Origin of the sequence: Acetatifactor muris (assembly GCF_024623325.1) — a bacterium.
GTDB lineage: Bacteria > Bacillota > Clostridia > Lachnospirales > Lachnospiraceae > Acetatifactor > Acetatifactor muris.
The window spans coordinates 1-26,708 of sequence record NZ_JANJZD010000019.1; the positions used below are offsets into that span (position 1 = coordinate 1).

At 42.3% G+C, this 26,708-nt stretch carries 24 protein-coding genes and 1 riboswitch; of the genes, 4 read left to right on the top strand and 20 right to left on the bottom strand.

Annotated elements, in window-relative coordinates:
- Positions 1-223: 223 nt before the first annotated feature.
- The 5 genes from metK to NSB25_RS17280 form a co-directional block, all read right to left on the bottom strand.
- Entirely contained in the window at positions 224-1,411 is a 1,188-nt protein-coding gene (gene metK / locus NSB25_RS17260; protein ID WP_103240846.1) for a methionine adenosyltransferase, read from the bottom strand.
- A gap of 208 nt (positions 1,412-1,619) precedes the next feature.
- Positions 1,620-1,721, bottom strand: a riboswitch (SAM riboswitch).
- A gap of 247 nt (positions 1,722-1,968) precedes the next feature.
- Positions 1,969-2,415, bottom strand: a complete 447-nt coding sequence (locus NSB25_RS17265) for a hypothetical protein (RefSeq protein ID WP_103240845.1) — start codon at positions 2,413-2,415, stop codon at positions 1,969-1,971.
- Positions 2,416-2,506: 91 nt separating this feature from the next.
- The gene (locus tag NSB25_RS17270) at positions 2,507-3,004 is read right to left on the bottom strand and encodes a DMP19 family protein (RefSeq protein ID WP_103240844.1); all 498 of its coding nucleotides are present in this window, start codon (positions 3,002-3,004) and stop codon (positions 2,507-2,509) included.
- A gap of 142 nt (positions 3,005-3,146) precedes the next feature.
- On the bottom strand, positions 3,147-4,445 hold the full coding sequence (locus NSB25_RS17275) for a tyrosine-type recombinase/integrase (RefSeq protein ID WP_103240843.1): 1,299 nt from the start codon (positions 4,443-4,445) through the stop codon (positions 3,147-3,149).
- An 87-nt stretch (positions 4,446-4,532) separates the two neighbouring features.
- A complete protein-coding gene (locus tag NSB25_RS17280) occupies positions 4,533-5,219 on the bottom strand; it encodes a helix-turn-helix domain-containing protein (protein WP_103240842.1) in 687 nt (228 codons plus the stop codon).
- A 180-nt stretch (positions 5,220-5,399) separates the two neighbouring features.
- Here NSB25_RS17280 and NSB25_RS17285 point away from each other — a divergent pair, with 180 nt between their 5' ends.
- A complete protein-coding gene (locus tag NSB25_RS17285) occupies positions 5,400-5,615 on the top strand; it encodes a helix-turn-helix domain-containing protein (RefSeq protein WP_004612412.1) in 216 nt (71 codons plus the stop codon).
- Between the two features lie 247 nt (positions 5,616-5,862).
- Positions 5,863-7,299, top strand: a complete 1,437-nt coding sequence (locus NSB25_RS17290) for a MobA/MobL family protein (RefSeq protein WP_103240841.1) — start codon at positions 5,863-5,865, stop codon at positions 7,297-7,299.
- A gap of 86 nt (positions 7,300-7,385) precedes the next feature.
- On the opposite strand, the gene NSB25_RS17295 is transcribed toward NSB25_RS17290, so the two are convergent.
- The 4 genes from NSB25_RS17295 to NSB25_RS17310 all read right to left on the bottom strand — a co-directional run bounded on the left by NSB25_RS17295 (position 7,386) and on the right by NSB25_RS17310 (position 9,503).
- Positions 7,386-7,865 (bottom strand): MGMT family protein, encoded by a 480-nt coding sequence (locus tag NSB25_RS17295; RefSeq protein ID WP_103240840.1) that lies wholly within the window; start codon positions 7,863-7,865, stop codon positions 7,386-7,388.
- A 93-nt stretch (positions 7,866-7,958) separates the two neighbouring features.
- On the bottom strand, positions 7,959-8,306 hold the full coding sequence (locus tag NSB25_RS17300; RefSeq protein ID WP_103240839.1) for a hypothetical protein: 348 nt from the start codon (positions 8,304-8,306) through the stop codon (positions 7,959-7,961).
- 221 nt (positions 8,307-8,527) lie between these two features.
- Positions 8,528-8,908, bottom strand: coding sequence for a TnpV protein (locus tag NSB25_RS17305; RefSeq protein ID WP_103240838.1), 381 nt, complete (start codon positions 8,906-8,908; stop codon positions 8,528-8,530).
- 265 nt (positions 8,909-9,173) lie between these two features.
- Entirely contained in the window at positions 9,174-9,503 is a 330-nt protein-coding gene (locus NSB25_RS17310) for a hypothetical protein (RefSeq protein ID WP_103240837.1), read from the bottom strand.
- A 216-nt stretch (positions 9,504-9,719) separates the two neighbouring features.
- On the opposite strand from NSB25_RS17310, the gene NSB25_RS17315 reads away from it, so the two are divergent.
- On the top strand, positions 9,720-11,339 hold the full coding sequence (locus NSB25_RS17315; RefSeq protein WP_103240836.1) for an alpha-amylase family glycosyl hydrolase: 1,620 nt from the start codon (positions 9,720-9,722) through the stop codon (positions 11,337-11,339).
- Between the two features lie 90 nt (positions 11,340-11,429).
- On the opposite strand, the gene NSB25_RS17320 is transcribed toward NSB25_RS17315, so the two are convergent.
- The 8 genes from NSB25_RS17320 to NSB25_RS17355 all read right to left on the bottom strand — a co-directional run bounded on the left by NSB25_RS17320 (position 11,430) and on the right by NSB25_RS17355 (position 20,802).
- Positions 11,430-12,185: a hypothetical protein gene (locus NSB25_RS17320; protein WP_103240835.1), complete on the bottom strand. Its 756-nt coding sequence runs from the start codon at positions 12,183-12,185 to the stop codon at positions 11,430-11,432.
- A gap of 162 nt (positions 12,186-12,347) precedes the next feature.
- Positions 12,348-13,466 (bottom strand): hypothetical protein, encoded by a 1,119-nt coding sequence (locus NSB25_RS17325; RefSeq protein WP_103240834.1) that lies wholly within the window; start codon positions 13,464-13,466, stop codon positions 12,348-12,350.
- Between the two features lie 77 nt (positions 13,467-13,543).
- On the bottom strand, positions 13,544-15,223 hold the full coding sequence (locus NSB25_RS17330) for an ABC transporter ATP-binding protein (protein WP_103240833.1): 1,680 nt from the start codon (positions 15,221-15,223) through the stop codon (positions 13,544-13,546).
- An 11-nt stretch (positions 15,224-15,234) separates the two neighbouring features.
- Entirely contained in the window at positions 15,235-16,146 is a 912-nt protein-coding gene (locus NSB25_RS17335; protein WP_103240832.1) for a radical SAM/SPASM domain-containing protein, read from the bottom strand.
- A complete protein-coding gene (locus NSB25_RS17340) occupies positions 16,136-17,914 on the bottom strand; it encodes a S8/S53 family peptidase (RefSeq protein WP_103240831.1) in 1,779 nt (592 codons plus the stop codon). The genes NSB25_RS17335 and NSB25_RS17340 overlap by 11 nt, the downstream gene beginning before the upstream one ends.
- 216 nt (positions 17,915-18,130) lie before the next feature.
- Positions 18,131-18,478 (bottom strand): hypothetical protein, encoded by a 348-nt coding sequence (locus NSB25_RS17345; protein WP_103240830.1) that lies wholly within the window; start codon positions 18,476-18,478, stop codon positions 18,131-18,133.
- The gene (locus NSB25_RS17350; protein ID WP_172455185.1) at positions 18,471-19,814 is read right to left on the bottom strand and encodes a radical SAM protein; all 1,344 of its coding nucleotides are present in this window, start codon (positions 19,812-19,814) and stop codon (positions 18,471-18,473) included. The genes NSB25_RS17345 and NSB25_RS17350 overlap by 8 nt, the downstream gene beginning before the upstream one ends.
- Positions 19,795-20,802, bottom strand: coding sequence for a radical SAM protein (locus NSB25_RS17355; RefSeq protein ID WP_172455184.1), 1,008 nt, complete (start codon positions 20,800-20,802; stop codon positions 19,795-19,797). Before NSB25_RS17355 ends, NSB25_RS17350 begins: the two co-directional genes overlap by 20 nt.
- 237 nt (positions 20,803-21,039) lie before the next feature.
- Here NSB25_RS17355 and NSB25_RS17360 point away from each other — a divergent pair, with 237 nt between their 5' ends.
- Positions 21,040-21,246 (top strand): hypothetical protein, encoded by a 207-nt coding sequence (locus NSB25_RS17360; protein WP_103240827.1) that lies wholly within the window; start codon positions 21,040-21,042, stop codon positions 21,244-21,246.
- Here the strand turns inward: NSB25_RS17360 and NSB25_RS17365 are convergent.
- The 3 genes from NSB25_RS17365 to NSB25_RS17375 all read right to left on the bottom strand — a co-directional run bounded on the left by NSB25_RS17365 (position 21,238) and on the right by NSB25_RS17375 (position 26,503).
- Positions 21,238-23,133, bottom strand: a complete 1,896-nt coding sequence (locus NSB25_RS17365) for a helix-turn-helix transcriptional regulator (RefSeq protein ID WP_103240826.1) — start codon at positions 23,131-23,133, stop codon at positions 21,238-21,240. The two genes, NSB25_RS17360 and NSB25_RS17365, sit on opposite strands and share 9 nt — an antisense overlap.
- Before the next feature lie 372 nt (positions 23,134-23,505).
- A complete protein-coding gene (locus tag NSB25_RS17370) occupies positions 23,506-24,801 on the bottom strand; it encodes a UDP-N-acetylglucosamine 1-carboxyvinyltransferase (protein WP_103240824.1) in 1,296 nt (431 codons plus the stop codon).
- A 130-nt stretch (positions 24,802-24,931) separates the two neighbouring features.
- On the bottom strand, positions 24,932-26,503 hold the full coding sequence (locus tag NSB25_RS17375; RefSeq protein WP_103240823.1) for a M23 family metallopeptidase: 1,572 nt from the start codon (positions 26,501-26,503) through the stop codon (positions 24,932-24,934).
- Positions 26,504-26,708 lie beyond the last annotated feature (205 nt).

Consider the following 26,708-nt stretch of genomic DNA (forward strand, 5'->3'; position numbering starts at 1 on the left):
CCAGGCCTGCCAGCGAATTGCCGCAAGCCTGATAAAGGTGAAGTGAAATAAAGACTGGAGCAAATCTGTTTCTATCATACAGGTTTGCTCTTGTTTTGTATAGGTACTCACTATCTACCGTTTACAGCAGCCCTGTACAACAGCAGACGGCATGGTCTTTCAACCATGCCGTCCTGTAAGTGAACTGTAAATTTGAGCTATAAATATAAATCATAAATGCAGATTATAAATACTTCTTCAGCGTCTCGGCTTTGTCCACAGCCTCCCAGGGAAGAGACACATCATCCCGTCCAAAGTGGCCATAAGCCGCCGTCGCTCTGTATATAGGCCTGCGCAGATCAAGCATTTTGATAATGCCTGCGGGACGAAGGTCAAAATTCTCCCGTACAATCTCAATCAGCTTCTCGTTGCTCAGCCTGCCGGTACCGAACGTATCCACCATGACAGATGTGGGCTGTGCGACACCGATGGCATAGGAAAGCTGAATTTCGCACTTATCGGCCAGACCGGCAGCCACGATATTTTTGGCTACATACCGGGCTGCATATGCCGCGCTTCTGTCCACCTTCGTGCAGTCCTTCCCGGAAAAAGCGCCGCCGCCGTGACGGGCATATCCGCCGTATGTATCCACAATGATCTTGCGGCCGGTGAGTCCTGCATCTCCCTGAGGACCACCGATGACGAAACGACCGGTGGGATTGATAAAGAATTTCGTATCCTCATCCACCATCTCCTTCGGCAGCACAGGGTCAAACACATATTCTCTGATATCCGCATGAATCTGCTCCTGGGTCACATTTTCGTCATGCTGCGTGGAGAGAACTACCGCTTCCAGCCGTAAAGGTCTGCCGTTCTCGTCGTATTCCACAGACACCTGACTCTTTCCGTCGGGCCGCAGATAGGAAAGAGTGCCGTCCTTGCGGACCTTTGTCAGCTGTCTGGCCAGCTTATGCGCCAGTGACACAGGATAGGGCATCAGTTCCGGTGTCTCATTGGTGGCATAGCCGAACATCATACCCTGATCACCTGCACCGATGGCTTCCAGCTGTTCATCACTCATACCGGCCTCTCTGGCCTCCAGAGCTTTATCCACGCCCATGGCAATATCGGGAGACTGCTTATCCAGCGCTACCATCACGGCACAGATATTGCCGTCAAAGCCTGTTTTGGCATCATTATAGCCAATCTCATTTACCGTTTTGCGCACAATTCCGGGAATATCCAGATTTGCAGTGGTGGTAATCTCACCTGTCACCAGGATAAAGCCGGTGCAGCTGGCCGTCTCACAGGCCACGCGGCTCATGGGATCCTGCTCCATGCAGGCATCCAAAATGGCATCCGACACAGCGTCACAGAGTTTGTCGGGATGTCCTTCCGTAACGGATTCTGACGTAAATAAATGTTTTTCCATAGGTCTCTTCCTTTCTCCATGTGTATCTTGATTTCAGTTTTCCTTATTCTGTGCGCTTCTCTTCCCTGTGCAATCAGGTGAAAGCGGCTTTCCCCTGCCCGCCCCACAGCCCGCATGCTGCTCTGGCAGCAGACTTCTCTGTGCAGGCCTGCGCATAATAAAAAGTCCGCTCACAACATAAGCGGACTCAAATCTCTCGATATCAATCCTCTTATTGTTCGAACACTACTCGCTCAGGGAGGCACCTTCCTTCAATGGGGTTGCCGTGGCTTCATCGATCCTATGTATCTCCACCAACTCTGAATAAGAGAAATCCTGTTAAGTTTTATGACTGTATTCACTCTACTACATCCATCTGCCTTTGTCAACAGTAAATTTTTTCTATTTTCACTTCGTTGAGTTGTCATAAAAATACTGTCTCCGATTATACCAAATTCGGTATAAACTTTGCAGGCAGTGCATTTGTTCCCACAAATACTCAAAACAGATTTCCGGCGTGAACGCCAAAAATCTGTTTTTGCTTGTTGGGACAGCGTCCCAAACCCTTTGGCACTTGATCATTCAAGAGTCTCATAATATGATTCAATTTTCTTTTTCTTAAACAATAAAACGTCCTTAGGATTAGACCATCTTAAGCTATCAGACAGTCTAAGACTAAGCTCTTCTTTTGTTGATATATTATAATATTCTTTTACATTTTCATCCTCTCGAACCATCAGAATATAAAATTGACTTAACTCAATTAGGTTGTTTAAAAATTTAAGTAATATGTTTTCTTCTAATCTTGCTTCATGCTTGTTAACAGCATATTCCAAATCAGTAAGTATATCGCTCTTTAAATGTAGCACAATAGTATCATTTGTAAGTTCTTTACCTATTACTTTGTTAAAATACTGTACATCTTCGATCTGTTCAAAAATAATATCGAAATCTGATACATATTGTGGAGGGCTACACGAATAAGTACCTTCTCCCCATTCAAACAATTTCTCATTAAGATTCACAATTTCTATTTCTTTCTTTGGAACTATAATATCTAAAAAAAATCCATTTTCTTTCCTCTTTCTTAAGGCTCAAATTTCAACAAACAGGATTTTAAAGTTTTTTTATTTGTTCATCTAAATACGCGAAAAGCAATGACCATATGTCAATTCCGCTACGCAAATATAATTGATTACTAAGTTCCGTGATTCTTGTTTCTGCTTCCTCACTCAGTTCGTGATTGTCGTCGAACGTTGTAATATCATACTCTTGAGCGTCTCCGCTTAAAAACTCACCCCGCATAACATCAGGTGGAGCAAGCCGGCAGATTTCTTTCAATATATCCGCATCATGGCTGTCGCCAATAGCTCTAAATGCCTGTATAATATTAGGCGCATAATGCCCGATAGAATTTTCAAGAAATGTAAAAATACCTTCCATGGTCAATTCTGTGTCAAATGCAATGATAAAATAAGCAACCTGAATAAAATCCACCCAACTCGACCACTGTTCCATTTTACAACATTTCCACATCTCTAAAGAAAGCTTTTCACAAAGCGCTTCACCAGTGTACTGTTTGAAATCTATTTTACTTCCGTCTATCCATTGCATCAAGCTGTCCTCCATAAATTTCAATTAAAAATTTAATCTTCAAAAATCCCTTGATTTTTCAAGGCTTACCGCCTATCAAATATCAAAACCTTATGTATTTTCCCTTGTTTTTGCCCTTATGAGCCGAAACAAGGGAAATTTTTTATGCTTCGCCCACAACCCTATCCAAGAGCCTTGCGGAAGTTCGTTTCGCTTCTCGGGTAGAGTGGGCATAAATGTTCATTGTGGTACTGACATCAGAGTGTCCGAGAAGTTCCTGCACATCTTTGGGCTTTGCACCGCCTGAAAGCAGATTGCTTGTGTAGGTATGGCGGAGTGTGTGGAAATGAAAGTCCTCCAATCCCTCAACCTCTGCCTTTGCCTTGCGGCAAATCTGACCGACTGCACTTGCAGAAACAAAAGCACCGTCCTCCTTTAAGCAGACAAAGGATAATTCCCTGTCATTTTCGGGCGTTTCCTGCGTTCTTTGCAGAGTGTAAACCTCGTAATAAGTACGCCCTTTTTCTTTGACCGTCTTACAGTAGTTCAGATGATACAGTTCGCCATAGCGAAAACGGTTTTTATGCTGTTCTGTTTTTGCTTTCCGTAAGATGTCCGCCAATGTGTCGCAAAAATCAACGGTACGGACTTTACTGCGTTTTGTCGTGCCGACTTCGTGCTTATGCCTTGTGCCATTGTACCGCATACTTCGTCTTACGGTTAGATACTGCTCGTCAAGGTTGATGTCCTGCCAAGTCAGACCACAGACCTCTCCGATACGCAAGCCTGCATAGTAGGCTATCTGTACCGCAAGCAGGGCAGGGTGTTTCTTTTGGGTTAAGAAGTCCGTCAGTTTTTGGTATTCCCCGTGTGTAATGGTAGGAACAGGAACAATATCTTCTTCGCTGTCCGAGAAAATATCTGTTTCCTCTTTTCTGCCACGCAGCTTCACATACTGCATCGGGTTAAAGGTTATCAGCCTTTTCGGAAATACAGCAAAGCGGAATGAATTTTGCAGCACCGCCGAGAATTGCAGCATATAGCCTTTGCTCATCGGCTTTGAAGTTGTACCGTCAGGATTTACCCCTCCGTAACTCATAAGGTCGATAAACGCCTGTAAATGGTCGGCGGTCACGGTTTTCAGTTTTCGGCTGCCAATGGGATATTTCTTAATCTTTTTGACTGCCGCCATATATGCCATAACCGTACCGTTGCTAAGACTGCCGGGCTTCAGTTCTTCCTCTACCCACATATCCAGCATTTCGCCAACCGTGATGTTTTCGGCTTTCCCGACAAATTTCTTTTCCTCATAGTCAGCGATTGCTTTTCTGAGCAGGGCTTCTGTTTCAGACTTGCTTTCTGTTCCCACAAACTCTTTCTGTACTTTTCTTCCGCTTTCATCTTCGATGTAGAAGCGTGCGTACCACTTTTTACCTTTTTTTCTTACAGAACCTTTTGCCATAGATAAATTTCCCCTTTCTATCCGTGGCAATCGGGACTGTGACATATGGTGTGCGTAAAGTAATAGTGTCACTTATGCCGATGAATGTCAATCGGCATTTTCACTTGTCAAAGTGCCACGGAATTTTTCTTTTTCAGCAACCCTTTCTTCAGCTGCTGTCACTATCCCGAACAGGTCGCCCATCTTTACAGCGGTGCGTCCCTCATCGTAGATATGTAAAATCCCGTCTAAAAACTGTTTCATATCCTCGATAGGAAGTTCCATTTCTTTACGGTAAACTCTTTCCATAATCGCCCCTGACTCAATCGCATAGCGGCGTAAGGACTGCTTTAAGCCCTCGTCCTCCGCTACACGGTCAACCTCAGCCATAGCGTCTGCAAAGTGATAAGTCATAACCGTATAGAGGTCAATCATTTTTCCGAGGAATGTGGTAAGCAGTTGTTGGTGCGGCTCGCCCTTTACCACAGAAGAAACCGTATCAAGATATTTTTTGATATGTTCTTCCATATCCCTTGCACATAAAGTGCGGCTGTCATATTCCTTATCTTCGGAAAGTCCTGTCAGCCATTCGGGAGTGGTCAGGAGTGCTTCTGCCAGCCCGTTGATAATCATTGTACGCTTCGGGTCTACTCCGTCCGCTTCATATCTCTGAATGGTAGATTTGTTTACCCCGACACGCTTACCAAGTTCGGGCATTGTTAAGTTTAATTCTGTTCGGCGTTCTTTCACTCGTTCACCGACCTGTTTTGCGGTGAATGTAATTTCTTTTTTCAAGGTTTTCACCTCCTATTGCTGATAGTATAGCATGACAAAACCTATTTTGCAACCATAAATTTAACAATAGGCAAAAATATTTCTTAACCAGTTGCAAAACAAGTTGACAAGGAATAGCAAAATAAGTATAATTACAGATACATAGTTGCAAAATGCGTATTTTGAAAGGAGGTTGACAAAATGAGCAACATCAAAATGGGTTTAACCATAGAAGAAGCAGCAGAATGTACGGGTATCGGAAGAAATACAATGCGTAAGTTGGTAGACTGGGGCAAACTTCCAGTCCTCAAGGTCGGCAGAAAAGCGATTATCCGCAGGGATACTTTAGAGCGATTTATGAGCGTCAATCAGGGAAGAAACCTGCTCAATGAAAACGATGTCCGCAAAGTAGAATAAGCATTCTCCAAGCCCTCGGCGTTTGAGAGCGAAATACACCCCTCGCACAAATCTTCGATTTGTACAAGATGTATTTCGCCCTTGCAGGGGGCTATGTATCACAGCTTCGGGCAATGCACCGCCACCATGATACAGAAGAAAACAGCCCGCTGTTTTCTTCGCTGTCCGTCTGCTTACGCCGCCGAAACAGCGGCAACCGATTTCTCGGTTGCAAAAAGAGTATGCCCGTCACGGGAGGAAGGAGTATATGGCAAGACATTCATTTATACAGATGTCGAAGCTACCCAATGTCAAGGGAAGAATATCCTATATCACAAGCCACGCAAGGCAGGAAAATCTCTATGCCACCTACCGCACCGCCGACAATGAATTTTGGAGTAACCTTGCAAGGGAAAGCCAGCAGGAATTTAAGCGAAGCGGTACAGAGGGCAAATGTATTGAAGCAAGGGAATTGATTATCGCCCTGCCCGAAATTTATACAAGATATGAGCCGCAGGAAGTCCTTGAAGATTTTACGGAGGAGTTCCGCAGGCGGTATGGCGTGGAGTGCGTGTCAGCCCTCCACCACAACAAACGCAAAACAAACTATCATATCCATCTTATCTTCAGCGAAAGAAAACTGCTTCCTGAGCCTGACATCAAGATAGCCACACGCAGCGTGTTCTATGATGAAACAGGCAAAAGGGTACGCACCAAGAAAGAAATCACAGGGGAGGACGGGCAGATACGAAAAGGCTGCACCGTCATAAAAAAGGGAGAAATTTATGAAAGCCACCTCTTTACCGTGAAAGATGATAAATTCAAAAGCGAACCTTTTCTTCGGGAGGTAAAGGAGATTTACACCGACCTTATCAATCGGCATATCTCCGATCCCGAACAGCAGTTAAAGGTATTTGATAAGAACAGCGTTTATCTTCCTACCAAGAAAATCGGCAAGAACAATCCCAAAGCCGCCGAGATTGAAGCGGACAATACCGCAAGGCAGGAATGGAACAGAACAGCGGATATGGCGCTCATATCGGGTATTTCCGAAGCAAAGATTTTAGAAATCAAACAGACCGAGATACACGAAAAAGCAAGCCAGTCTATCAAGAGCAAGGGTTGGCTGCCTAATCTGTTCCGTGGGATTGTAACAAAAGCAAAAGATTTTCTGCAAAACCTTATCCGAGAAAAAGATATGCCGCCCAAGCCTACGCTTGATATTGATATGGCAGAATTCCGCCATATGCGAAACCTGATGATAAAAGTACAGAATAAGGCGGTAAAAATCAAAAACTTGCAGGACAAAGTTCTGCCGCAGTTGAAACAGCAGCTTGCCGATACAAAGGGGCTTTTCAAAGGCAAAGAGCGAAAAGCGTTGGAAGTAAAAACCAAAGAAACCGAAGCGGAGATTGCTGACAGGTTGGATAAAATCCCCGATACACTCAAAGAGGACGGTTATCCCGATGTGCAGGTATTTATGCGGACTTTCCGTGAAATGGAAAGCGTTGTGGAACAGTATAACCGTGACCTTGCAGAGTGGGAATACCAAGTCAGCAGGAAACCGACAGCTACCGCCAAAGAACAGCACAGACCGCCCGAAAAGCAGAGCGTGTTAAAACATCTGCGTGAGATACAGGAACGCAACAAGCAGCAACCACCGCAAAGACAGCGTAAAAAATCCATTGACAGAGATAGCCGATAGGCATTGAAAAACACCGCCAGCGTGTGACCGCTGGCGGTGTCGTCTTACATAACCTATCGTCTATTTCCTTACAAACAGAGATTTACCTATTTCAAATCAAAGAGAGAACTTTCATAGTCCTTTACATAGTATCGTATATTTTTACGACCTTTTTGAATAATGATGTGTCCCTCTGCTTCCAATTTTTCTTTCTGTGCTTCAATACCATTGGGATATTTAGGATTGAGTTCTCCGTTTGCTTTCAATGTTCTCCAATAAGGCGTTTCATCTTCGGAACGCTGATAACTCGCCCATGCAACAATGGAAACAAAAATTCCCGCTGTAATTGGTTCTGTAAAATCAGCACCACTCAATTTTGCAAAGTATTTTCGTATTTCCCCAACGGTAATTATTTTACCATACGGAACTTTTTTCATTACTTTGTCATAGTCGATTGGCGGTGCAAAATACATTTTACTGCCACCATATTTTTCAATACTTTTCTGGTCTGTGATAATTTGAAATTTTGGCATATCCTTATTATCGTGCAACATAGCATTAAAATCTTTTTTATCTTCGTTTGCCATTTCTGCCACCTCCTACTTTAAGGATAATCTGTTTGGCATTCCTATGCAATGAGGCTGTTTGAAAAAATTCGTCATACAAACTGGAATTTGTGGTTAGACGATATTCTCACCCAAAATTATTTTAGGCATTGTAGTTAAACATCTGTTCCAACGTTTGTAAAACTTCTCTATACCAAGTTTAGATACTCTTGCATGAGCTTCTTCATTTTCTAACACCCAATACAACACATATGTTACCTTGCCTACATTTCTCGTGAGTCGAACAGGCAATTCCCCCTCTTTAACCGCATTAAAATCTTTTTGTCGATGAGTACGTTTTATATAATGTACATCAATGACCCCATCTTGTTGTAAATAAAATTCGGCAACTTCTTTCATTAGTTCTTCTATTTCATCTAATTTGGTTAATTTCGCTTCATATATGCATATTTCATTAAACATAAAACACCTCCTCAAATTCTAATTTGTTCCTGTATAAAAAGTATATCACGAAGGCGTGAAGATTTCTATACTGTTGTTCATTTGCATAAGCAGTAGCGTGTCAATGTAACGCTATTGCCTAATGAGAAGCCTTGTTTTGTTACTATCTGCAGGCCCAAAATACAGTAGGGGAAGTATTATCCTCCACCCACTGTATTTTAAGGCAATAAGCGTTACGCTCATTAGTTATAAATCAGTTCGCTATATACAATTTCTCTCGCCCTCGCTTGTATTTCATTCATTCTTCCAATCCACAATATCATGCTTTCTGCTTTTAGTTGTTCAGTCACGCCCTCCTTGTCAGCCATTTGTTCGACCAATCGAAACATCATCTTCGTTGCTTGTTCGTCAATATCAGCAAGATAACAGTTCAATTTTCTGCTTGTGAGAAGCGTGGTGTAAACTGCCCGTTTATGTTCCTGCAAATAGTGTTTGTGTCGCTGCCCCCATAAGCCGATAGGCTTGTGTCCTTTTTCGGCTGGTAAAGTAAGGCAAGGAATATAATAATCTCCTTGCAGTTCATACCAAAGACCGTTGCTTTCATCATAAATATACTTATCCATTAAAAAGTCCTCCGTTATAATATATTCGCACATATATCACAGTTCTCCGATTACCACACTCTGTTATAACTTGTTATGAGATTTTCTTGCCCTTGATTTTGCCCTTATGATTGTGCAGAACAAGGGTAACATGGTGTGAAATCATATAAAGAAATAAGGTGTGATGATTGCGATAAATCCTTTGTTTTCAAGGCTTTCGGAGGATTTTATTAAAACCCTATGAGGTGTGATAAACACCTGTAAAATTATGAGTTTCTAATTTAGATTAATATTTCAAATCAATTTGAAACTCAAAGTCTTTTTCACATCGAAAACGTTTTCCTATTTGTTCTACAAAATAATCTTCATTTTCTGGATACACTACTTTTGTCATCACTCTTAATAAATCTAATTCTTTGATAGATTCCTTTAATATAATTTCAAATTTACTCCATCCATCTGTTGCAGGCGAACATATATCATTCAGCATATCAGAAAAAAGTTCATATCCGTTTATGTGTTGGTTCCCTGCCAACTGACCTGCCCTACTTGAACACAGCATTTTTTCCAACATACCATACTGCTTACCATTCAGACTTACTCGATACGTTTTCATGTATCGTTCCTCCCAAATACCAATTTGCCGCCGTCAACAGACAGCCTTTTCTCACTACCCATCATAACAGAAAAAGGCCGTCCTATCAATCAAATTTCGGAACCTTTCTGTCTCCACACCCATCGTCCCCCTTGACAGCACCTGACACAGATGCTATTCTGAAAACGATATATCGAAAGTATATAAACATAATCTTTGCATGGAGGTTACAGGAAAATGAAACGGAAAGGAAAGAACTTACGGAAAATTGGAATGCTGCTTCTGGCAATCATGACTGTCATCTGCAGCATAAGCGCCTGTGGCGGCGGAGAGCCGGCCTGGCACAGCAAAGAAGTGACGGTAACAGACGATAATTACCGCACCTGGTATGAGGTTTTCGTGTACTCCTTCTGTGACAGCGACGGCGATCAGGCAGGTGATCTTCAGGGTGTGATTTCGAAGCTGGATTATATTGCGGATATGGGGTTCAACGGAATCTGGCTGATGCCCATTATGCCCTCGCCTTCCTATCACAAATATGACGTGAAGAATTATCTGGAAATAGAGCCGGAATATGGCACCATGGAGGATTTCGAGGAACTGGCAGCAGAATGCGACAGAAGGGGCATCAAGCTGATTATCGACCTGGTGCTGAACCACACTTCCTCGGAACATCCCTGGTTTGTGGCCGCCTGCGATTATCTGGAGTCTCTGGAAGAGGGGAAGGAACCCTCCGCCGCAGAATGTCCCTATTATGAATATTATCATTTTGTAAAAGGCAATCCTAACTCCGACACCTGGTATCAGGTGGGTTCCACAGACTATTACTATGAGGGTGTATTCTGGAGCGGTATGCCGGATGTAAACTTTGAGAGCCAGGCTCTCCGGAAGGAATTTGAAGAAATCGTGGATTTCTGGCTGGCAAAAGGGGTTGGCGGATTCCGTCTGGATGCGGTAAAGGAATTTTACAGCGGCGCCACCAGTCAAAACGTGGAAGTGCTGACCTGGCTCAATGACTATGTGAAAGCCGCCAGCCCGGATGCCTACATGGTGGGGGAGGCCTGGGAAGGCCTGGGCACCTACTCCCAGTACTATGCCAGCGGCATTGACAGCTTCTTTAATTTCGAGTTTGCAGGTCCCACAGGGGTGGTTACGAAGACTCTGACCTTCAGCGGTGAGACCAACAGCGCACAGGCTTACGCCAAAGCTCTGGTCAGAGTCCAGAATGCCATCAGAGAATACCGGGAAGACGCCATCGACGCTCCCTTTTTTGTCAATCATGACATGGCCCGGGCGGCAGGATATATGCAGTATGACGAACGGAAAGTCAAGATGGCCGCCACGCTGAATCTTCTCATGAGCGGCAGTGTCTTTGTATATTACGGAGAGGAAATCGGCATGACCGGCAGCGGAAAGGATGAGAATAAACGGGCTCCCATGTACTGGTCTTCCGACGAGGGCGCCGAAGGGATGACCAGAGGGCCTCTGGATATGGAACCACAGGAAAATCAGTTCGCCAGCACTGAAAAGCAGATGAAATCGAAAGATTCCATTTACAGCTTCTACAAGGAAACCATTCTGCTAAGGAACCAGAATCCGGAAATCGCAAGAGGAACCGTGGCCAGACTGGAAGACATTACAGATCCGGATATCGCCGCTGTGTCGAAGACTTATAACGGGGAAACCATTTACCTGCTTTACAATATCTCGGAGACGGAGAAAAAGCAGGTATCTATGTCTGCGGAACAGTATGGGGAGCTGGAAATTGCCGGATATCTATCCGTTGACGGCGGCAAGGTAACCATGAAAAACGGGGTGGTTACCATGCCATCCTACAGCGTTGTGGTCTTGCGATGATTGTAAACACAGAGGCAGGGAAGTGACTTGTGTAAGTCACCGCCCCGCCTCTGTTTTGATGAACTGTCCTCTCCTGACTGCCCTTCACAGTTACTCGCCATTCAGGATCCGACTCATGCACAGGTTAAATCCATTCAGAATGACAACATTTTTATCCTTATATTCAAGGGGATCTGCGTCTTTAAACATGACTCCTGTGACCAGCGGCTCCTTCTTCACCTGCTCCCAGTCATTTTTCATGGACTGTGCATAAATGCGGGAGTAAAGAGACCAGGATTCATAGACCTCTTCCGGATTCTCACAATCTTTTAACGCATAGGCCACATCCTCTTCACTGCCCCACATGATTTTCTCTTCGCTCTCTTCCTGCAGAAAGGAAGAAGGCGTATTATACCTGACGCCTATTGCCCACTTATCCAGCCAGTAAACACATCCCGGCCAGGAACAATACATCTGCTGCCTCGGATCCCCCCATATGTCTGTCATTTGCTCCCTGACCTGATCCATCTGCTGTTCTTCCGGATACTGTGCATAAATCAGTGTCAGTCCTGCCTCCTCTTCGGTCTCTCCCAGGAATTGCATATAGACGCTGGAAGCCTCTTCTCCTAAAAACGTAACGTCATTCAGTTCGATAGAGTAGCCATACAATTTTTCCGGCTGAGAGTCAATGGACAGTTCCTGCTTCCCTGCTTCTTCCATAGGCCATTGAAAGGCATCTTTCACCTGAGAAAAATCACATCCGAAGACCTCTTTCAAATCAACAGGATTATCCTCCTTCTCAGGACTGCCGCAGGCACTCAGAAGAAATACAGCGGATAGAATCAATGGGAATACTTTTTTTCTCATATGAACCTCCTTCCAGATTATCAAATCAACGGATACCACAGTGCAATAAATATATAGAACATTTCCTGCTCTCTTTCTATTTTATCAGATAATTCGAGATGAGGCAATACATTTGATTAACTGTGCAAAGAATATATATAAATTATCTTCCGAAACCCATCTTTAAAAGTTAGCACCCTGAAACAGCGACTGCTCTAACAACGCAACAAACCTCATCAATATTTGGATTTCCTTTTCCTTTACTCCCTCAAGTCCACCTAAAACCTTATGTAGATTCTTCCTTTCGCCGGTAATATTGTATTTTATCAGCAAGGCAATCTGTATCCTCATTTTATCCATCACCGAATTGCGATAGTCTGCTATTATGTCATTAAAAGCAGAAATCTGATCGGCTTTTATATATCTGTCATTGCACAGATACTCCATTCTCCACACCATAAGTGATTTATGATCCATTAAGGAATAGAATGCCCTAATGTCAATAGGACGACCTTCCCGCAATATAAATTCCAGATAGTTATGCAGGCTATGATAAACCTCTGTTCCGTATACATAATATTCCGAATTGTTATATGGAAGGTTCCCTGAATCCATTTGCAGATAATTTTTCAGCAGGGATATAATACGCCCAATATTGACAGAAAGCGGCTCTTTATTCTCAGGGTCCGCCAGATATGGCAGCACCTGAAACATGGAAATGCTTGGACCTATTTCTTCTTCAGCTGTCATCCTAGTATCAAATTCTGTTCTTTTTAAAAATGCATTATAATTTTCTCTGATTGATGTTATCAGTTCCTCTGCCGATATTGCATCAGAATAGAATTTTAAATCACGGTAATTGTCCATACACAGGAATGCATCAATTGTTTGGTCATATCCGTATATGTATATCCAATGACTCATATGCTGTTTTTCATAGGAATCATAGCTATGAATATAGTATTCATCTATTTCAATATTGATATAGAATTGCTTTTCCAGCTGTTCTGTAAATAAATCCTTCAAATTATTCATATTCAGTATACTTAAAGGGGTTAAAAAATATCTTAACCATGGATTAGCAGCATATTCATATGATCTGAAATCATTATAGTCCATATAATAAAAATCCAAAGTACCACTTCGTATCCCTACAAGATTCTTCAACGAAAAAAGTTGAATATAATTGTTACAGACCCAGTCCTGGCACTCTCTGTGCGCTAAAAGGATTGATAACAGCGCAGCCTGATGAGAAAATCCTTTTACAGGAGACTGCGTAACAGGTAAAATTATTTTCTGCATGATGTTTTCTCCACAATAAATAAAGTTTGACAGCACCCTTCATACACATCACCTTTTACAAATATTGCAATAAAAAACTAACTCTTATTGATCTTTTCATCTGCGATTTCGTTCTGGTTGAATTTTAATATTCTATCAAATATATGGAAATTTTCAGTCTGGTCATGGCATACCATAATACATAATCTACGCTTCGATTCTTCCTGCAGAGTATCCATAACGATCCTTTTGGACTCTGCATCCAGAGAAGCCGTGGGTTCGTCCAGAATTAAGATCGGCGCATCCTTGTAAATTGCCCGTGCGATAGCAATACGCTGTGCCTGGCCAAAGGAAAAGTTTGTGCCTTTTTCCTGTACCTGCGTCAGATACTGTTCCGGCAAAGCATTAATTACATCATGGATTCCTGCTCGCCTGGCCGCCGAAATCACATCCTTCATTTCATAATCTTCTGCTCCAAAAGCAATATTATCAGCTATCGTACCGCTGATCAGCAGGTGATCCTGGGGCACATATGAGATATATTTTCTTATAGAGGTTCCTTCCACACGGCAGTCTCCATCCGTAAGGCAGATGGTTCCCTCAGACGGCCTGTAAATGGCTGTCAGCAGCTGCATAAAGGTACTCTTTCCACATCCGCTGGGACCGATTACCCCCACAAACTGCCTGCCTTCTAATTTTATGTCTACATTCCGCAAAATCGCATCTGCATCCGCCCCATAAGAAAATGAAATATTCTGTAATTCAAGAACTACTTTATCACAATTCAAATCTGTATCCTGTGCATCTTCCTCGCATGGAATTTCTTCGATTTCCCTGATCCTGGCTCGTGCTGCTTTTCCTTCCTGAAACTCTCCCAGTAGCGGCATCAACTCCGTAAATGGCCAGACAATATAGTTTAATACCTGGAGAAGCCCCACAATCGTGCCGGCAGTGACCTCCCCCTTTAAAGCCAGGCAGGCACCAAATGCTGCTGTTCCAATAAAGGAAAAGAAGCCCACCACATTGGCACCGCCGCTTAATACAGCATTGGCTACAGTAGATAAAACCTTTGCACGGGAAAGTTCTCCGAATTTATTTCCAAATCGTTCCCGGGACTGACCATAGGATAGAAAACTTTTTATAACGGGAATATATGAAATTTCTTCCTGGCTGAAGGACCTGATCTCACTTTCTTTCTGACGAGTTAATGCAGTATATTTTTGAACAAAAGGTAATACAAGCCTGCTCCAAAGTACTGCCAGCGGAGAAAGCAACATACAAAAAATAGCTAATTTCCAGCTCAGCATAAAAGCATAAATCAATGAAGCAATACAGCTCGCTGCCCCCACAAAAATGGAGGAACCAATATCCGGAAGTATTTTTGCGCAGATATCCGTATCATCAGAAATCCGGGTAAGTAAATCTCCGCTATGATACTTTGACAGCTCTAAAAAAGATGACCTTTCAATCTGTTTCAAAAGCCTGAGCTTCACTGTCCTGGCTATTTTATTCTGTGTTTTTACATTCAGAATAGATTTCAGTGAATTAAATAATGTCTGTGCGGTAATGACTAAAAAGGAAAAAAGGACCGCTTCCAAAACAGAAACACTGCTCCCGCCTGAAGCAATATCTACAAACAGCTTCAGACAGGATGCATTTAAGACACCAAAAACAGCTATGAACAGAGACAGCAGGATCAGGCCTGCAAAATTTTTCCAGATTCCCTTTGTCTGAAAAGTATACTGACTTATAAGATTGCTGTGTCTTGCTTTTTTCATAAATATTCCCCCTAAAGAATTCGGTTTAATTGCTCCAGAGCATCTTCGTTTTCAAAAATGTTGTTGCAAAGTTCACACCCATTTACATAGTATTTATTTAATGACATTATTTTGTTTCTTTCTATTATTTCAACCAAATATGCAAAGCCTTTTGTCAATATACACATAAATACTTTATTCTTTCTAAACTTATTCAGAATAACATTGATATTTTCATTTTGAATATTCCCAAGTACCATATTTTTATTACAAAAAGTACAGCACCAATGCACATCACCGTTCCAGTCGATACTACACATTCCATCATATGAACATTTTAGTTGAGATAAATTTTTTATGGAGATAAAATCCTTTTTTACTATACAATCTGCTGCTCTTCCCACCGAATAAACAGCACTGGTAGTTATACTGGCTGAAATTTTGGATAAGCCTAAAGAAGATATAAGCCTGTCATTTTCAGCCATACCAGAATAAGTTGTGCTCACATGTATTTTAACTGGTATACCAAGCTCATTGGCCGCATTCAATAAATATTTTATATTATCTATTGGTATATTTTTTTGATGGTATTCATCAACACTTGTCAGTAATAATCTCAGGCCATTGTCTTTTAGATCGTATAGCATACCATAAGCTTCTGAATAATCTCCGCACCAAAATCCATTGGTATAAACTGATGGCATTTTACCTGCTCTATTTATAGCCTGAACCATTTGAAGGACCTTATCCGGATAAAGAAAAGCTTCTCCTCCAGAAATACCAATTGTATCTACCTTCGCATTTAGGGCTAAATCTGATATCACCTGATTAACCAATTTATCATCTAATACAACATTATTTTGGGGAGAACATTCTATACAACAATGTGGACATTGTAAATTACATTTGTTTGTCAACAAAAAGGTGACTATATTATAAATCATCTCCAATGCTCCCTTCTCCTAATGTCTTGATACAGTATTCAAATATGTCACTTGTATCATCCTCAAAATCCAACATAAATACCTTCTTTTTAAACTGCTCCTCTAAATGCTTCATAAAATTCTTTACTTTGCTTTTTTCTTCCTGAAAAGTTTGTCGCGACAGCCCGGAATCAATATATTTGTGTGCAACCGGCGATACGACCAATGCAATTACATATGTATTTATCATATTTTCCAATATCATAATTGTTCTATAAATATATTCGTCATCATCATAAGTATTCACACACAACAAAATAGCATCTGGCTGAGTTGCTAACAGCAGATTAAAGGTTTCCAGCGGAAACAATGAGATATTTTGACATGAATACACATTTGCCCCCGATTGTGCGCCCACTAATGCTATATCGGTATCTGCCACAACAATTTTATTCAAAATATCATTCAATACAAGAATGGAATCTTGTGATTTTTTTGGTATAATTCCATCATACCCTGACGGATATACGGCATCCATTCCGAATAATAAGGACGATGGTTCCGTTCCGATTTGAGATAATTTATAATTTGAATTTAAAAATTGCCTCCTCAGTTTTAGCTGCAGACTAAATTTCCCCTGTTTGGAACTTGTTCCAAACACCCCCAAAACCGGACAATGAACCTGATACAGCTTTCCAAATCTGTTATTAGGAACATTAATGTCTAAAACCTGTGGAACATAATATGTCAGTTCTTTCGGAGCAATTACATTGTCAAAAGAATATAATATTTTATTGTACTTTATACATTGTTTAACTATATAATCCTTAAAATCAAAATTCAGCGTCTCTGAAATTTCTCTTGTATGCCCTAAAATAACTCCATCAAAATCAAGACTCCAATCCGCCTTAAAAATATTTTTAATAGAAAAATCCTTTTCCATATCTCCAATCAGAATATCAGAAAGTCTTCGCCCAATGTTCCCCAACTGAACAGGATCAAAAATATCCACTACTTCAAAGTTTAGTAAGTCCTGATTTGCTAATAAAGCATTCATTTCCTTGTTAAAAGGAAAAATAATTGCTTTATTTATATTAGGCATCTCTGGAACATCTTCATATTCCTTTTTCTCAAAAACATAAGCAGCATCTTCCTCTAATTTATGCAGTATATTAGCAGCATCAACATTTCCAGAATACAGCAATTCAGCAACTTTTGCAGTCATAATTGCACAGGCATAACTTGTACCTGATACACTGAAAACTTTATTTCCTATCTTTATATGCAATACCTCAGAAAATGCTCTTAAATTAATGATATCACTCTGTACAAATTCATATTGATTTATTAATTTGCATCTATGTGATGTATCTACTCCTATCACAAAAGGTAAGGCAGCAGGATAAGACATAGCACCATCATTGTCAAAAGCTGAGACAATAACAACCCCCTTACTTCTCAATTGCAGACACAAATCAGATATCTCGTCTAACATTTCACTGACAACAATTCCCATACTGATATTCACAATATCGACATCCAAATCGTCTAATAGCAATTTTAATGCTTGACACAAAAACTCTTCCTGTATTTCGTCATCATCTGTTATTTTTATGCACCGTATAAGGACGTTAGGTGAATAATTTTTTATGATTTGTGCAATTACACTCCCATGCCCTATTTTATCAATATGACTCCTACATTTTCCTAATACATTTATTTTATAAACACTATCTTTTTGATCTGAAGATATGCCGCTATCAATTATTGCAATCCTGGGAATCTTCATCTGTTTCACCCCCTATATAACAGTATGCTCTCAGAAATTCACAGTCCTTGAAAACACTACGTTTCCAAAACACTCTATTTTAACTTCATCTCCACTTTTCATCAACACCAACGGAGGACACATATAGCAAAGAATACTTAACGTCCAAAACGCTAAGTATTCTTTCCCTTGATTTACCAGATATTACAGCAACTTTCTCCCTGGTATAAGCGAGCATTATGTAACATCTTTCTCAACTTCCTGAGTTTCATTCCTTTCACCTTCTTTCGTCTGATAGTTATTATGACAAGACTCCTTCCAGCCTCTAACATAATACTCTAATTTAACCATAAAGTCTTCAAAGGAAGTAAAGCTATCCAATATCAGAAATTCATCTGTTAAATTTACTACCAAATGATTTTCAACTTCTGCTATAAATGAGATATACTGCAATGAATCCATAATATCAAGAACATTTTTGCCGTCTGAATCTTCCATTAAATTAGAATCCATACCTACATTTTCCAAACAAGATATAATAATTTCCCTTACATTTTTATCATCTTTATTGTCCATATCATTCATATTTTTCTCCTATAGTATATAATGGTATCATATCAATTTTACTTGAGTCATATAACATAAATGCATTTAAAAATTTATTCTCAATATCTATGCAGGGCTGTCCCTGAATTTCCTTCTGAAAAACACATTTTTTTCCCAAACACATTGGTAATACTTTGCAGTTCTCACAAGATTTTGGAAAAATATCGCTCACCCAGATTTTTTCGTTCTCTTTTTCTATCTGAAATTCTCCATCATCTGTTACTTTTCCAATTTTATCCATTTGACAATACTTTTCTGATTCCAGTGCCATCTGACATTTATGTATTGTTCCATCATAAAATATAGAATACCCATTCCGTTTTGCAGCTTGACAAATTTGTGTCTTCAACAAGTGCTTATCGATAGACGCCAGATTTATATTATATCTTTTTGCTATCTTACCAAGTTCGCTCAAATCAGAATGATCCATTAGTTGTCCTTCGTTATTCATCTGCACTGTTCTCTCACTCCAGTCATTGACAGTTTCAATGATTACTGAAAAACGACTGTCATTTCCAAAATTTACTTCAAACTCCTTTAAAAACTGTTCTAAGTAATCATAAGATCTTTTTGAACAATTTACTCTTATTTCGATTCTGAAATTCCTTGAAGAAACTTCCTGTTTTATCTGTTTCAAATTTGCCATAATGACATCATAGCTACCTTCTCCATTTCTGCAGGGTCTTTGCCTGTTATGTAAATCTTTTCCTCCGTCTACCGAAATATAATAGATAAAACAATTATTTTTAAAGAGCTGCTCAAATGTTTTTCTATCCAGATAATATCCATTTGTTGTTATTCTTGCAGCATAGGGAATCCTAACCCGATTACATATTTCTTTGAATTTTTGATTCATATATATTACCTGCCGCCTTGCTATTAAAGGTTCTCCGCCAAACCATTCTACATATAATGCGGAATACTTTCCTATATTTTTCTCAACGGCATATATAATGTTCTTCATTGTGTTGTCGTTGATTATAGCGCCTGGAATATGATGCTGAAAACAATAGATACAGGCCAGATTACAGGTGTAGGTTGGCATAACGGTTAAATACAATACTTTTGAATTAACTAACTCATAACATTCTCTGTAAATTTCGTCCAGCTCATTAGTGCTGTCTTCTACTATAAATCCTTTCTCCGCCAGCACCCTATGTATCTCCAGGTCACATAATGTACTCTTTTGCTGAAGGATTTCGCTAATTATTTCTTTCTGATTTACCGGAAACCGAATGAGATGGCTAGTTTTTGTATTTAGGACAACATAATATTCCTCATTACAATACGCTAAATTAAATCTGGATTCCTTCATTTTCATCACCACTTTCGTCAAAATCAGATAAACAATTATTATATACCGGAAAAACCAAACATGGCGAACAAAAATCTTTATAAGAACAACTGAAACATATTTTATCCTCTAAAATAGATTGTTTTCTATATTTTGCTAAAACTGTGCTTTTGTTCCAATAAGAGTAAATAGAATCAAACTCCTCTCTTTCCCGGCTATGTGGGCATGGGGCATAAAGTCCATCACTGAATATCGCCATAGAGTACCTTCCGGCAGAACAGCCTTTCAGGATCAGATTTAACCTTTTATGTCCTGAAATTTTATTAAAGTACGCTTTCACTTGTGTAAAACAGGTTTGATAATTCAAAAAATCACTATTATCATTCATAATCCTTATCAATTCTCTCAAGTCATTATTATCTAAGGGAGAAGTAATAATGCCTTCATTATTGGGTTTATTAGAAAGTAAGTCTATACCAATAGCACCATACTTTCTGGCAAACTCAACCAATCCCAATAGATGCTTTACACTATCATGTCTAACCACCGTATTTATTCTATATTTAATATGAAGCTTATTACATAGCTCCATAGCATTAATCGCAAATTCATATCCATCCCTCGAAAGACTGTTTATCTCCTGAATATGACTGTTTAATGATATAAAAAGAGAATTTAATCCACTCTTAAACAGATTATTTAAATTATACTCATCCAGAGCATAGCCGCTTGTAGATACAGCTGTTCTCAGCCCATTATTCTTGCAAAATGTAAGAGTCTCCATCAAATGAGGATATAGGAGAGGCTCACCTCCACTCAGCAGTACATATTTACCACCATTTTGAGCAAATTCATGCAATATTCGGACTAAAACGCTAAATTCTATATTATGCACCATTTCCAAGTCCTTGTAGCAGTATGGACATGTCAACGGACATCGATCTGTCAGCTCTATATTTATAACTGTTGGAAAAGAAGTGCAGCCCATATTCAAGTTAATTCTATTCATTCTCAACATCCTTGGTTGTCTTATTTTAAAGTCTTTATCACAAATGTTCACATTTATGATTGCGTAATCATTTGCATCATGAAGATTTAGAATATAGTTGCATTATAAGTCCTGCCCCTACAACCGTCAATACGTCGAATTAGTTGCCATCTACCGCAACTAATTCGACGTATTGCCCAGTCTCATTCCATATGATAAAATAAAAAGCGAAAATTTTTGTAAAGGAGATATTCCATCATGAAGAAAAACACCTTAAAAACCATGTTACTCGCATCTGTATTAGGAATTGCAATATTCAGCACTGTCCTGCCCATGTCTACACCGGAACCCATACCGGCCCCCGCCGATGAGCTCCCTGGGGAGACAGAACCGCTGGTTGACGAAAATGATATCAGGCCTTTATCTGATCTGGAGGAACAGGAATTAAAACAGGAATTAAAATAAATATTTTTCCTTCCTTTTTTCCATAAACTCTATCAGATAATTATCATACATAAAATATGCAAGAGCCTGGCTGGTTCGAAACGCATTCCTCCATTGTTCTCGGAATATTTCATAATCAGAATTTTGTTCCGAAGCCATCTCATATGTATCCCAGGCAATGCGGTAAAGCGCTCTTGCCAGTGTATCTATCTGAGGCTGTTTTAAATAATTACAGACAGCCTCTCTGTTTACCTTCACAGCCTCTTCAAACCGTTCCAAATTTCCCAGATAATTATCAATCCCTTCCATTAACATTTCATAACCTGTATGTTTAACATCAGTCCTGCTGCTCTGCTGTTCCAGCGAAAATGCAATCATCTCATACCATTCCCTTGCCTCCTCCATTTTTCCCAGCTTTCGAAAAACACTCGCTATATTACTGGCAATCATAATCTCCTCTCGCTGAAAAACCCACCATTTTTTATCCGTCCCCTCCTCGTCCGGCATTGTCACATGCAAGGCTTCCAATAGCAGCTCCAGCCCCTTTTCCAGCTCACCCTCTCGCCCCACCCACAATGCCTCAAAAAGCAGAAACTCCTGCCTGACTCTGGGATAGTCCATATTCACCTGTCCGCGCAGTCTCTCAATCTCCCTCTCAGCCTTTTTCCACTCACAGAATCCGATCAGTGTCGCTATCTCCTGGCGCAACTTCAGCACCTCCAGAGAATCCGTCTCCAGCATTGGCACTATCCAGCTGCCGCTCTTGCCATACTGCCTGGCCAGCCGCTGATAGTTCTCATAGGAAGGCTTATGTTCTCCCTTCTCTATCTTCTCCAGCTGTCGTCCGGTGACGATGAGTCCCTCCTTGTCGCTGACCGCCTGAGACCGGGGCTTTCCGGCATATTTTCTCAGCATTTTCAGCGTGATTCCCACGTCCCGGGTATTAGCTACTGTGACTCCCTGCCAGATTCTGTGTCCCGGGTAGCCGAACTGATCGTATATCCGTTGAAAGTCCTCCCGGAACCTGATCGCTTCTCTCTGGTATTCCCTCTCCGCCGGCCACAATTCTTCTCCGTGAATCCTCTCCAGCCCCTCCAGAAGCGGCAGCAGATAATAGTGACAGCTGTTACGACGCAGCAGCTCCAGAGCCTCCCGGCCCAGTTCAAAGGCCTTCCGGCTATCCTTCTCCCCCAGTGCAAGCTCCATCCCCAGCAGTGCCGCCTGAGGACGAATCCACACCTTCATACGCTCCTCCCACCGGTACCTCTCCGGGTATTCCCACACATCGCCCTGGCGCTTCCAGGCTTCCTCAGTTCTGCCACACGTCATTCTGACCCAACCGTCCAGCAGAACGGCCTCCAGCTCCGAAGGTGCCGCCGGCATATCTCTCAGGTCGTTCTTCCAGTCGCCGGTGAGAGTACAGGAGACAGTTTCTTCTGCCATGCTCAGAAGTTTGTCCGCATCACAGGAATGCTCTCCCCAGGCATTTTCTGCCCTGTCCTTCAGCAACAGCAGAAGTTCCCCCTTGCGCAGAAACTGTTCCTCCAGCGGCTCCCTTATTCCATACGTTTCCCTGTATTCCCGTATCTTTTCTTCTGCCTCCACAGGATGATCTAAAATCAGCAGGCAGATGTCTTCCCGCAGCCGCCATCTTTCCATCTCTTCACTGGAAGCAAGCGTCTCAAAATAATCCGGCCGGATTCCCATTCTCTGGAACAACGTGTCCCCCACCAGCTTCTGCCACCCGATTCTGCCTGTCTCCATCCTCCCCAGAGCAGTCCTGCTTAAAAGGCCGGAAGCCATTGTATCCAGAGAAAGTCCCCTTTTCTTCCTTTCTTTCCGGAAAATAGTTCCACATACTCTGTTGTAATTTCTCGCAAATTCTGCCTCACTATAGCTTTTTCCCATCCGCATTTTCCCTTTTCATGTTTGTCAGGAACTGTACAGAATCAATCCCTTACTCCGGTAAAAAATTTATCAAAGGAACGTGAATACTATTATAATAATTTCAAAATTCACTATCAATAGGCAGAATTACGATACAATATGGATTTTTTTCTCAAGTCAAAGACCCCGCTGCAAGCAACGGGGCATCAAATTTGTAGCGCTGCAGAGCAGCGGGGTATTTGACCCTCGCGGCAGTCGCCAAATGTACATGCAAGCATGCCCGCTTGGCTCGTTGCTCGCGGGAATAAAACCCAACAAAAAACTGCTGCATATCCTGCAACAGCTTTTCCAATGTTCTATCTTCTGTTTATCCTGACATTTTCAGTCTTAACTTCATCCTACCTTTAACTTAAATTTCTGGTATTCCTTTTCCGATTCCACCACCTCAATCTGGGCTCCCAGATTCCGCAGTTTTAAGGGAAAGTCTTCATATCCCCGCTCAATGTACCGGATGTCGTCCACCAAAGTAAATCCTTCCGCTGCCAGAGCCGCCGTCACAAGAGCCGCTCCCGCCCGAAGGTCCGGCACCGTGATGCTGGCTCCCGTATATTTGCCCACGCCGTCAATGATGGCCGTGTCGCCGCCTTCCACCTTGATATCAGCGCCCATTCTGATTAACTCGTCCACATATTTAAAGCGATTCTCATAGATGCTCTCCGTCACAATGCTGGTTCCCTTCGCCAGCGCCAGTGCCACGGTTATCTGGGGCTGCATGTCCGTGGGGAAGCCGGGGTAAGGAAGGGTCCGCACCTGAGAGTGCACCAGTGGCTTCGACGCAACCACCCGGATACTGTCGTCCGCCTCTTTCACTTCACAGCCAATCTCCAGCAGCTTGGCCGTGATGGATTCCAGATGTTTGGGAATGACATTTTTAACCGTCACATCGCCCTTTGTCACTGCCGCGGCAAACATATAGGTACCGGCCTCTATCTGATCCGGAATAATGGTATAGTCTGTGCCGTGAAGTCTGGGTACCCCCTTGATTCTGATGACATCCGTCCCCGCGCCCTTCACATTGGCGCCCATACTGTTCAGGAAATTAGCCACATCCACCACATGGGGTTCTTTGGCAGAGTTCTCAATGGTGGTGGCACCCTCCGCAAGCGCCGCCGCCATCATCACATTGATGGTGGCACCCACACTGACTTTATCCATATATACATGTCCGCCCCGGAGATGCTCCGCCCTGGCCTTAATCAGACCATGCTCGATGATCACCTCCGCGCCCAACGCCCGAAATCCTTTCAAATGCTGGTCGATGGCCCGGTAGCCGATGTCACAGCCCCCCGGCAGTACCACCTCCGCATGTTTATACTTTCCCAGGAACGCTCCCAGCAGATAATAGGAGCCTCTGATCTTCTTACACCCCTCATTTTCAATAGTCAGATTGTGGATATTTCCGGCATTTATCAAAACTTTATGCCTGTCAATTCGTTTCACTGTCACGCCGATACTGCTCATGGCGTTTAAAATCACCTCAATGTCGCTTACATCCGGAATATTGTCTATATATACGGTTTCATCCGTCATGGCTGCCGCAGCAAAAACCGGGAGTGCCGCATTCTTCGCGCCCGCTATTTCCACATCGCCAACCAGAGGATTTCCACCTTTGATTGCATATTGTTCCATCTTATTTTCCTCTGCCTGAGATTGATTGCTTTATTCAATTATCTATAGTAAAATTACTTTCTTATTCTTTAACAAAAGCAATATTACCACATTTTCCCTCATTTGTAAACCGAACATGCATTCTCATGCATCAATCCAGATACTTCAGCGGGTCTACCTGGGAACCGTTGATCAATATCTCAAAGTGGATATGGGGTCCTGTACTGACGCCGGTATTTCCGCTGAGTGCAATCTTCTCCCCCTGCTTCACCTGCTGTCCCACATTGACCAGCACTTTGCTGAGATGGCCGTACCTGGTCTGTCTTCCGTCCTCGTGATCGATATAGACCACATAGCCGTAACCACTTCCCCATCCGGCTCTGGTAACCGTACCGCCGCAGGATGCATAGACAGCCGTTCCCGTAGGCGTGGCCCAGTCAATCCCCTTATGATAGGAGCTGGCGCCTTTGGTGGGTGCATTCCTCCTGCCGAAGCCCGAGCTCTGGCGGCCGCCCGAGATGGGCTTGATATAAGTGGGAGGAATTCTGGTCCCTCTCTCTACTACCTTCGCCACAGCCTCCATGACAACCTCTTCCTTCAGGATTTCACGGCTGATTTCCTTGTCATTCATATAAGTCACATCCGCCACTACCTTGCGGAAGCCCGCAGAAGGCTGCTGATGCACCACGGTCTTCGTGGTATACCAGTTGTCATTGTCAATATAAACTATGTCCGCGTCATAGCTTTCCTCATAATAGTTCTCTTCCACTCTGGTCACGGACAGCTCCGGTTCCGGCACTGTGATAAAAAGCTTATCCCCAATGTGCAGTGTACTTTCCTCGTCTTCCAGACTGTCGTTCATCTCCACGATTTTGTCCATGGGAATGTTGACCTTTATGGCGATTTCAGACAGGGTATCTCCGGAAACCACCTCATATATACTGGGTGTCTCCTGTTCCATGACCACCAGATTGACGGCATCCTCCAGGGATGTCAGCTGGCTTTCCGGCAGATATACCTCCACAATCTCCACATCCTCGGCAAAGGCCATGCTCTGAATGCCCAGCTCATAATCCGAGAAGTCTGTTCTCTCCTTTGTCTCCGGCTCCCCTGTGATTCCGGAAATCACACACTGTACCCCCGCTTCCGTGTAAGCGGGCCGCACCTGTTCCTCTTCCTCGTCGGCCTCCGCCACTTCCGCGCTCAGTACACTGAATTCCCGGTCTGAGACATTTCTCAGAGCCACGGTAAATTTTCCGTCATTGCCATACTTGTCAATGGCAGCCTGAAGCAGTGCCTGTACATCTTCCAGACTGGCAAGATTAATGATATACTCGTTCAGCTTCAGCGTATAGGAGCGGTGCATGGTTTCACGTATTCCGGATTTCAGCGCCTGCTCCATTCTCAGCAGCACATCCTCTTCCTTATCCACCTCTCCCCAGAGCACTTCCTCTCCCAGAACAACCATGTCCGTCTCCATGAACATCAGCTCGTCACTGGAAGCCGCCACATTCTTCCGGGCCTGCAGCAGCAGTTCTTCTATCTGTTCCTTATCCCCCAGGGTTCCCACATCCCGGCCGTTTATCTGTATGTGAAAAAAGTTCTCTCCCGCCTGCTCATAAGGCGTATATCCTTTCACCAGCATCACACCCAGAAAAAGTGTGGTCACTGTAGCTTTAATATATGTAAATTTGTATTTTTTATAATTTTTCTTCTTTTTCATCCGTCTTCCAATTTCTTCCAGCTATACTCAGCGGCAGCCATACATTTGTATTACAGCCGGTTTCACATGGGACCATTGCCCCTTCTCCGGCATTTGTCTTATCCCGGCATGAGAAACTGCGCTGTATCGCCTATTGTATCAATATTTTCTCCGCTTGTAAAGTTGATTCTCCCCCGCTGTCCGGGATTTTATGCATCATTTTTGT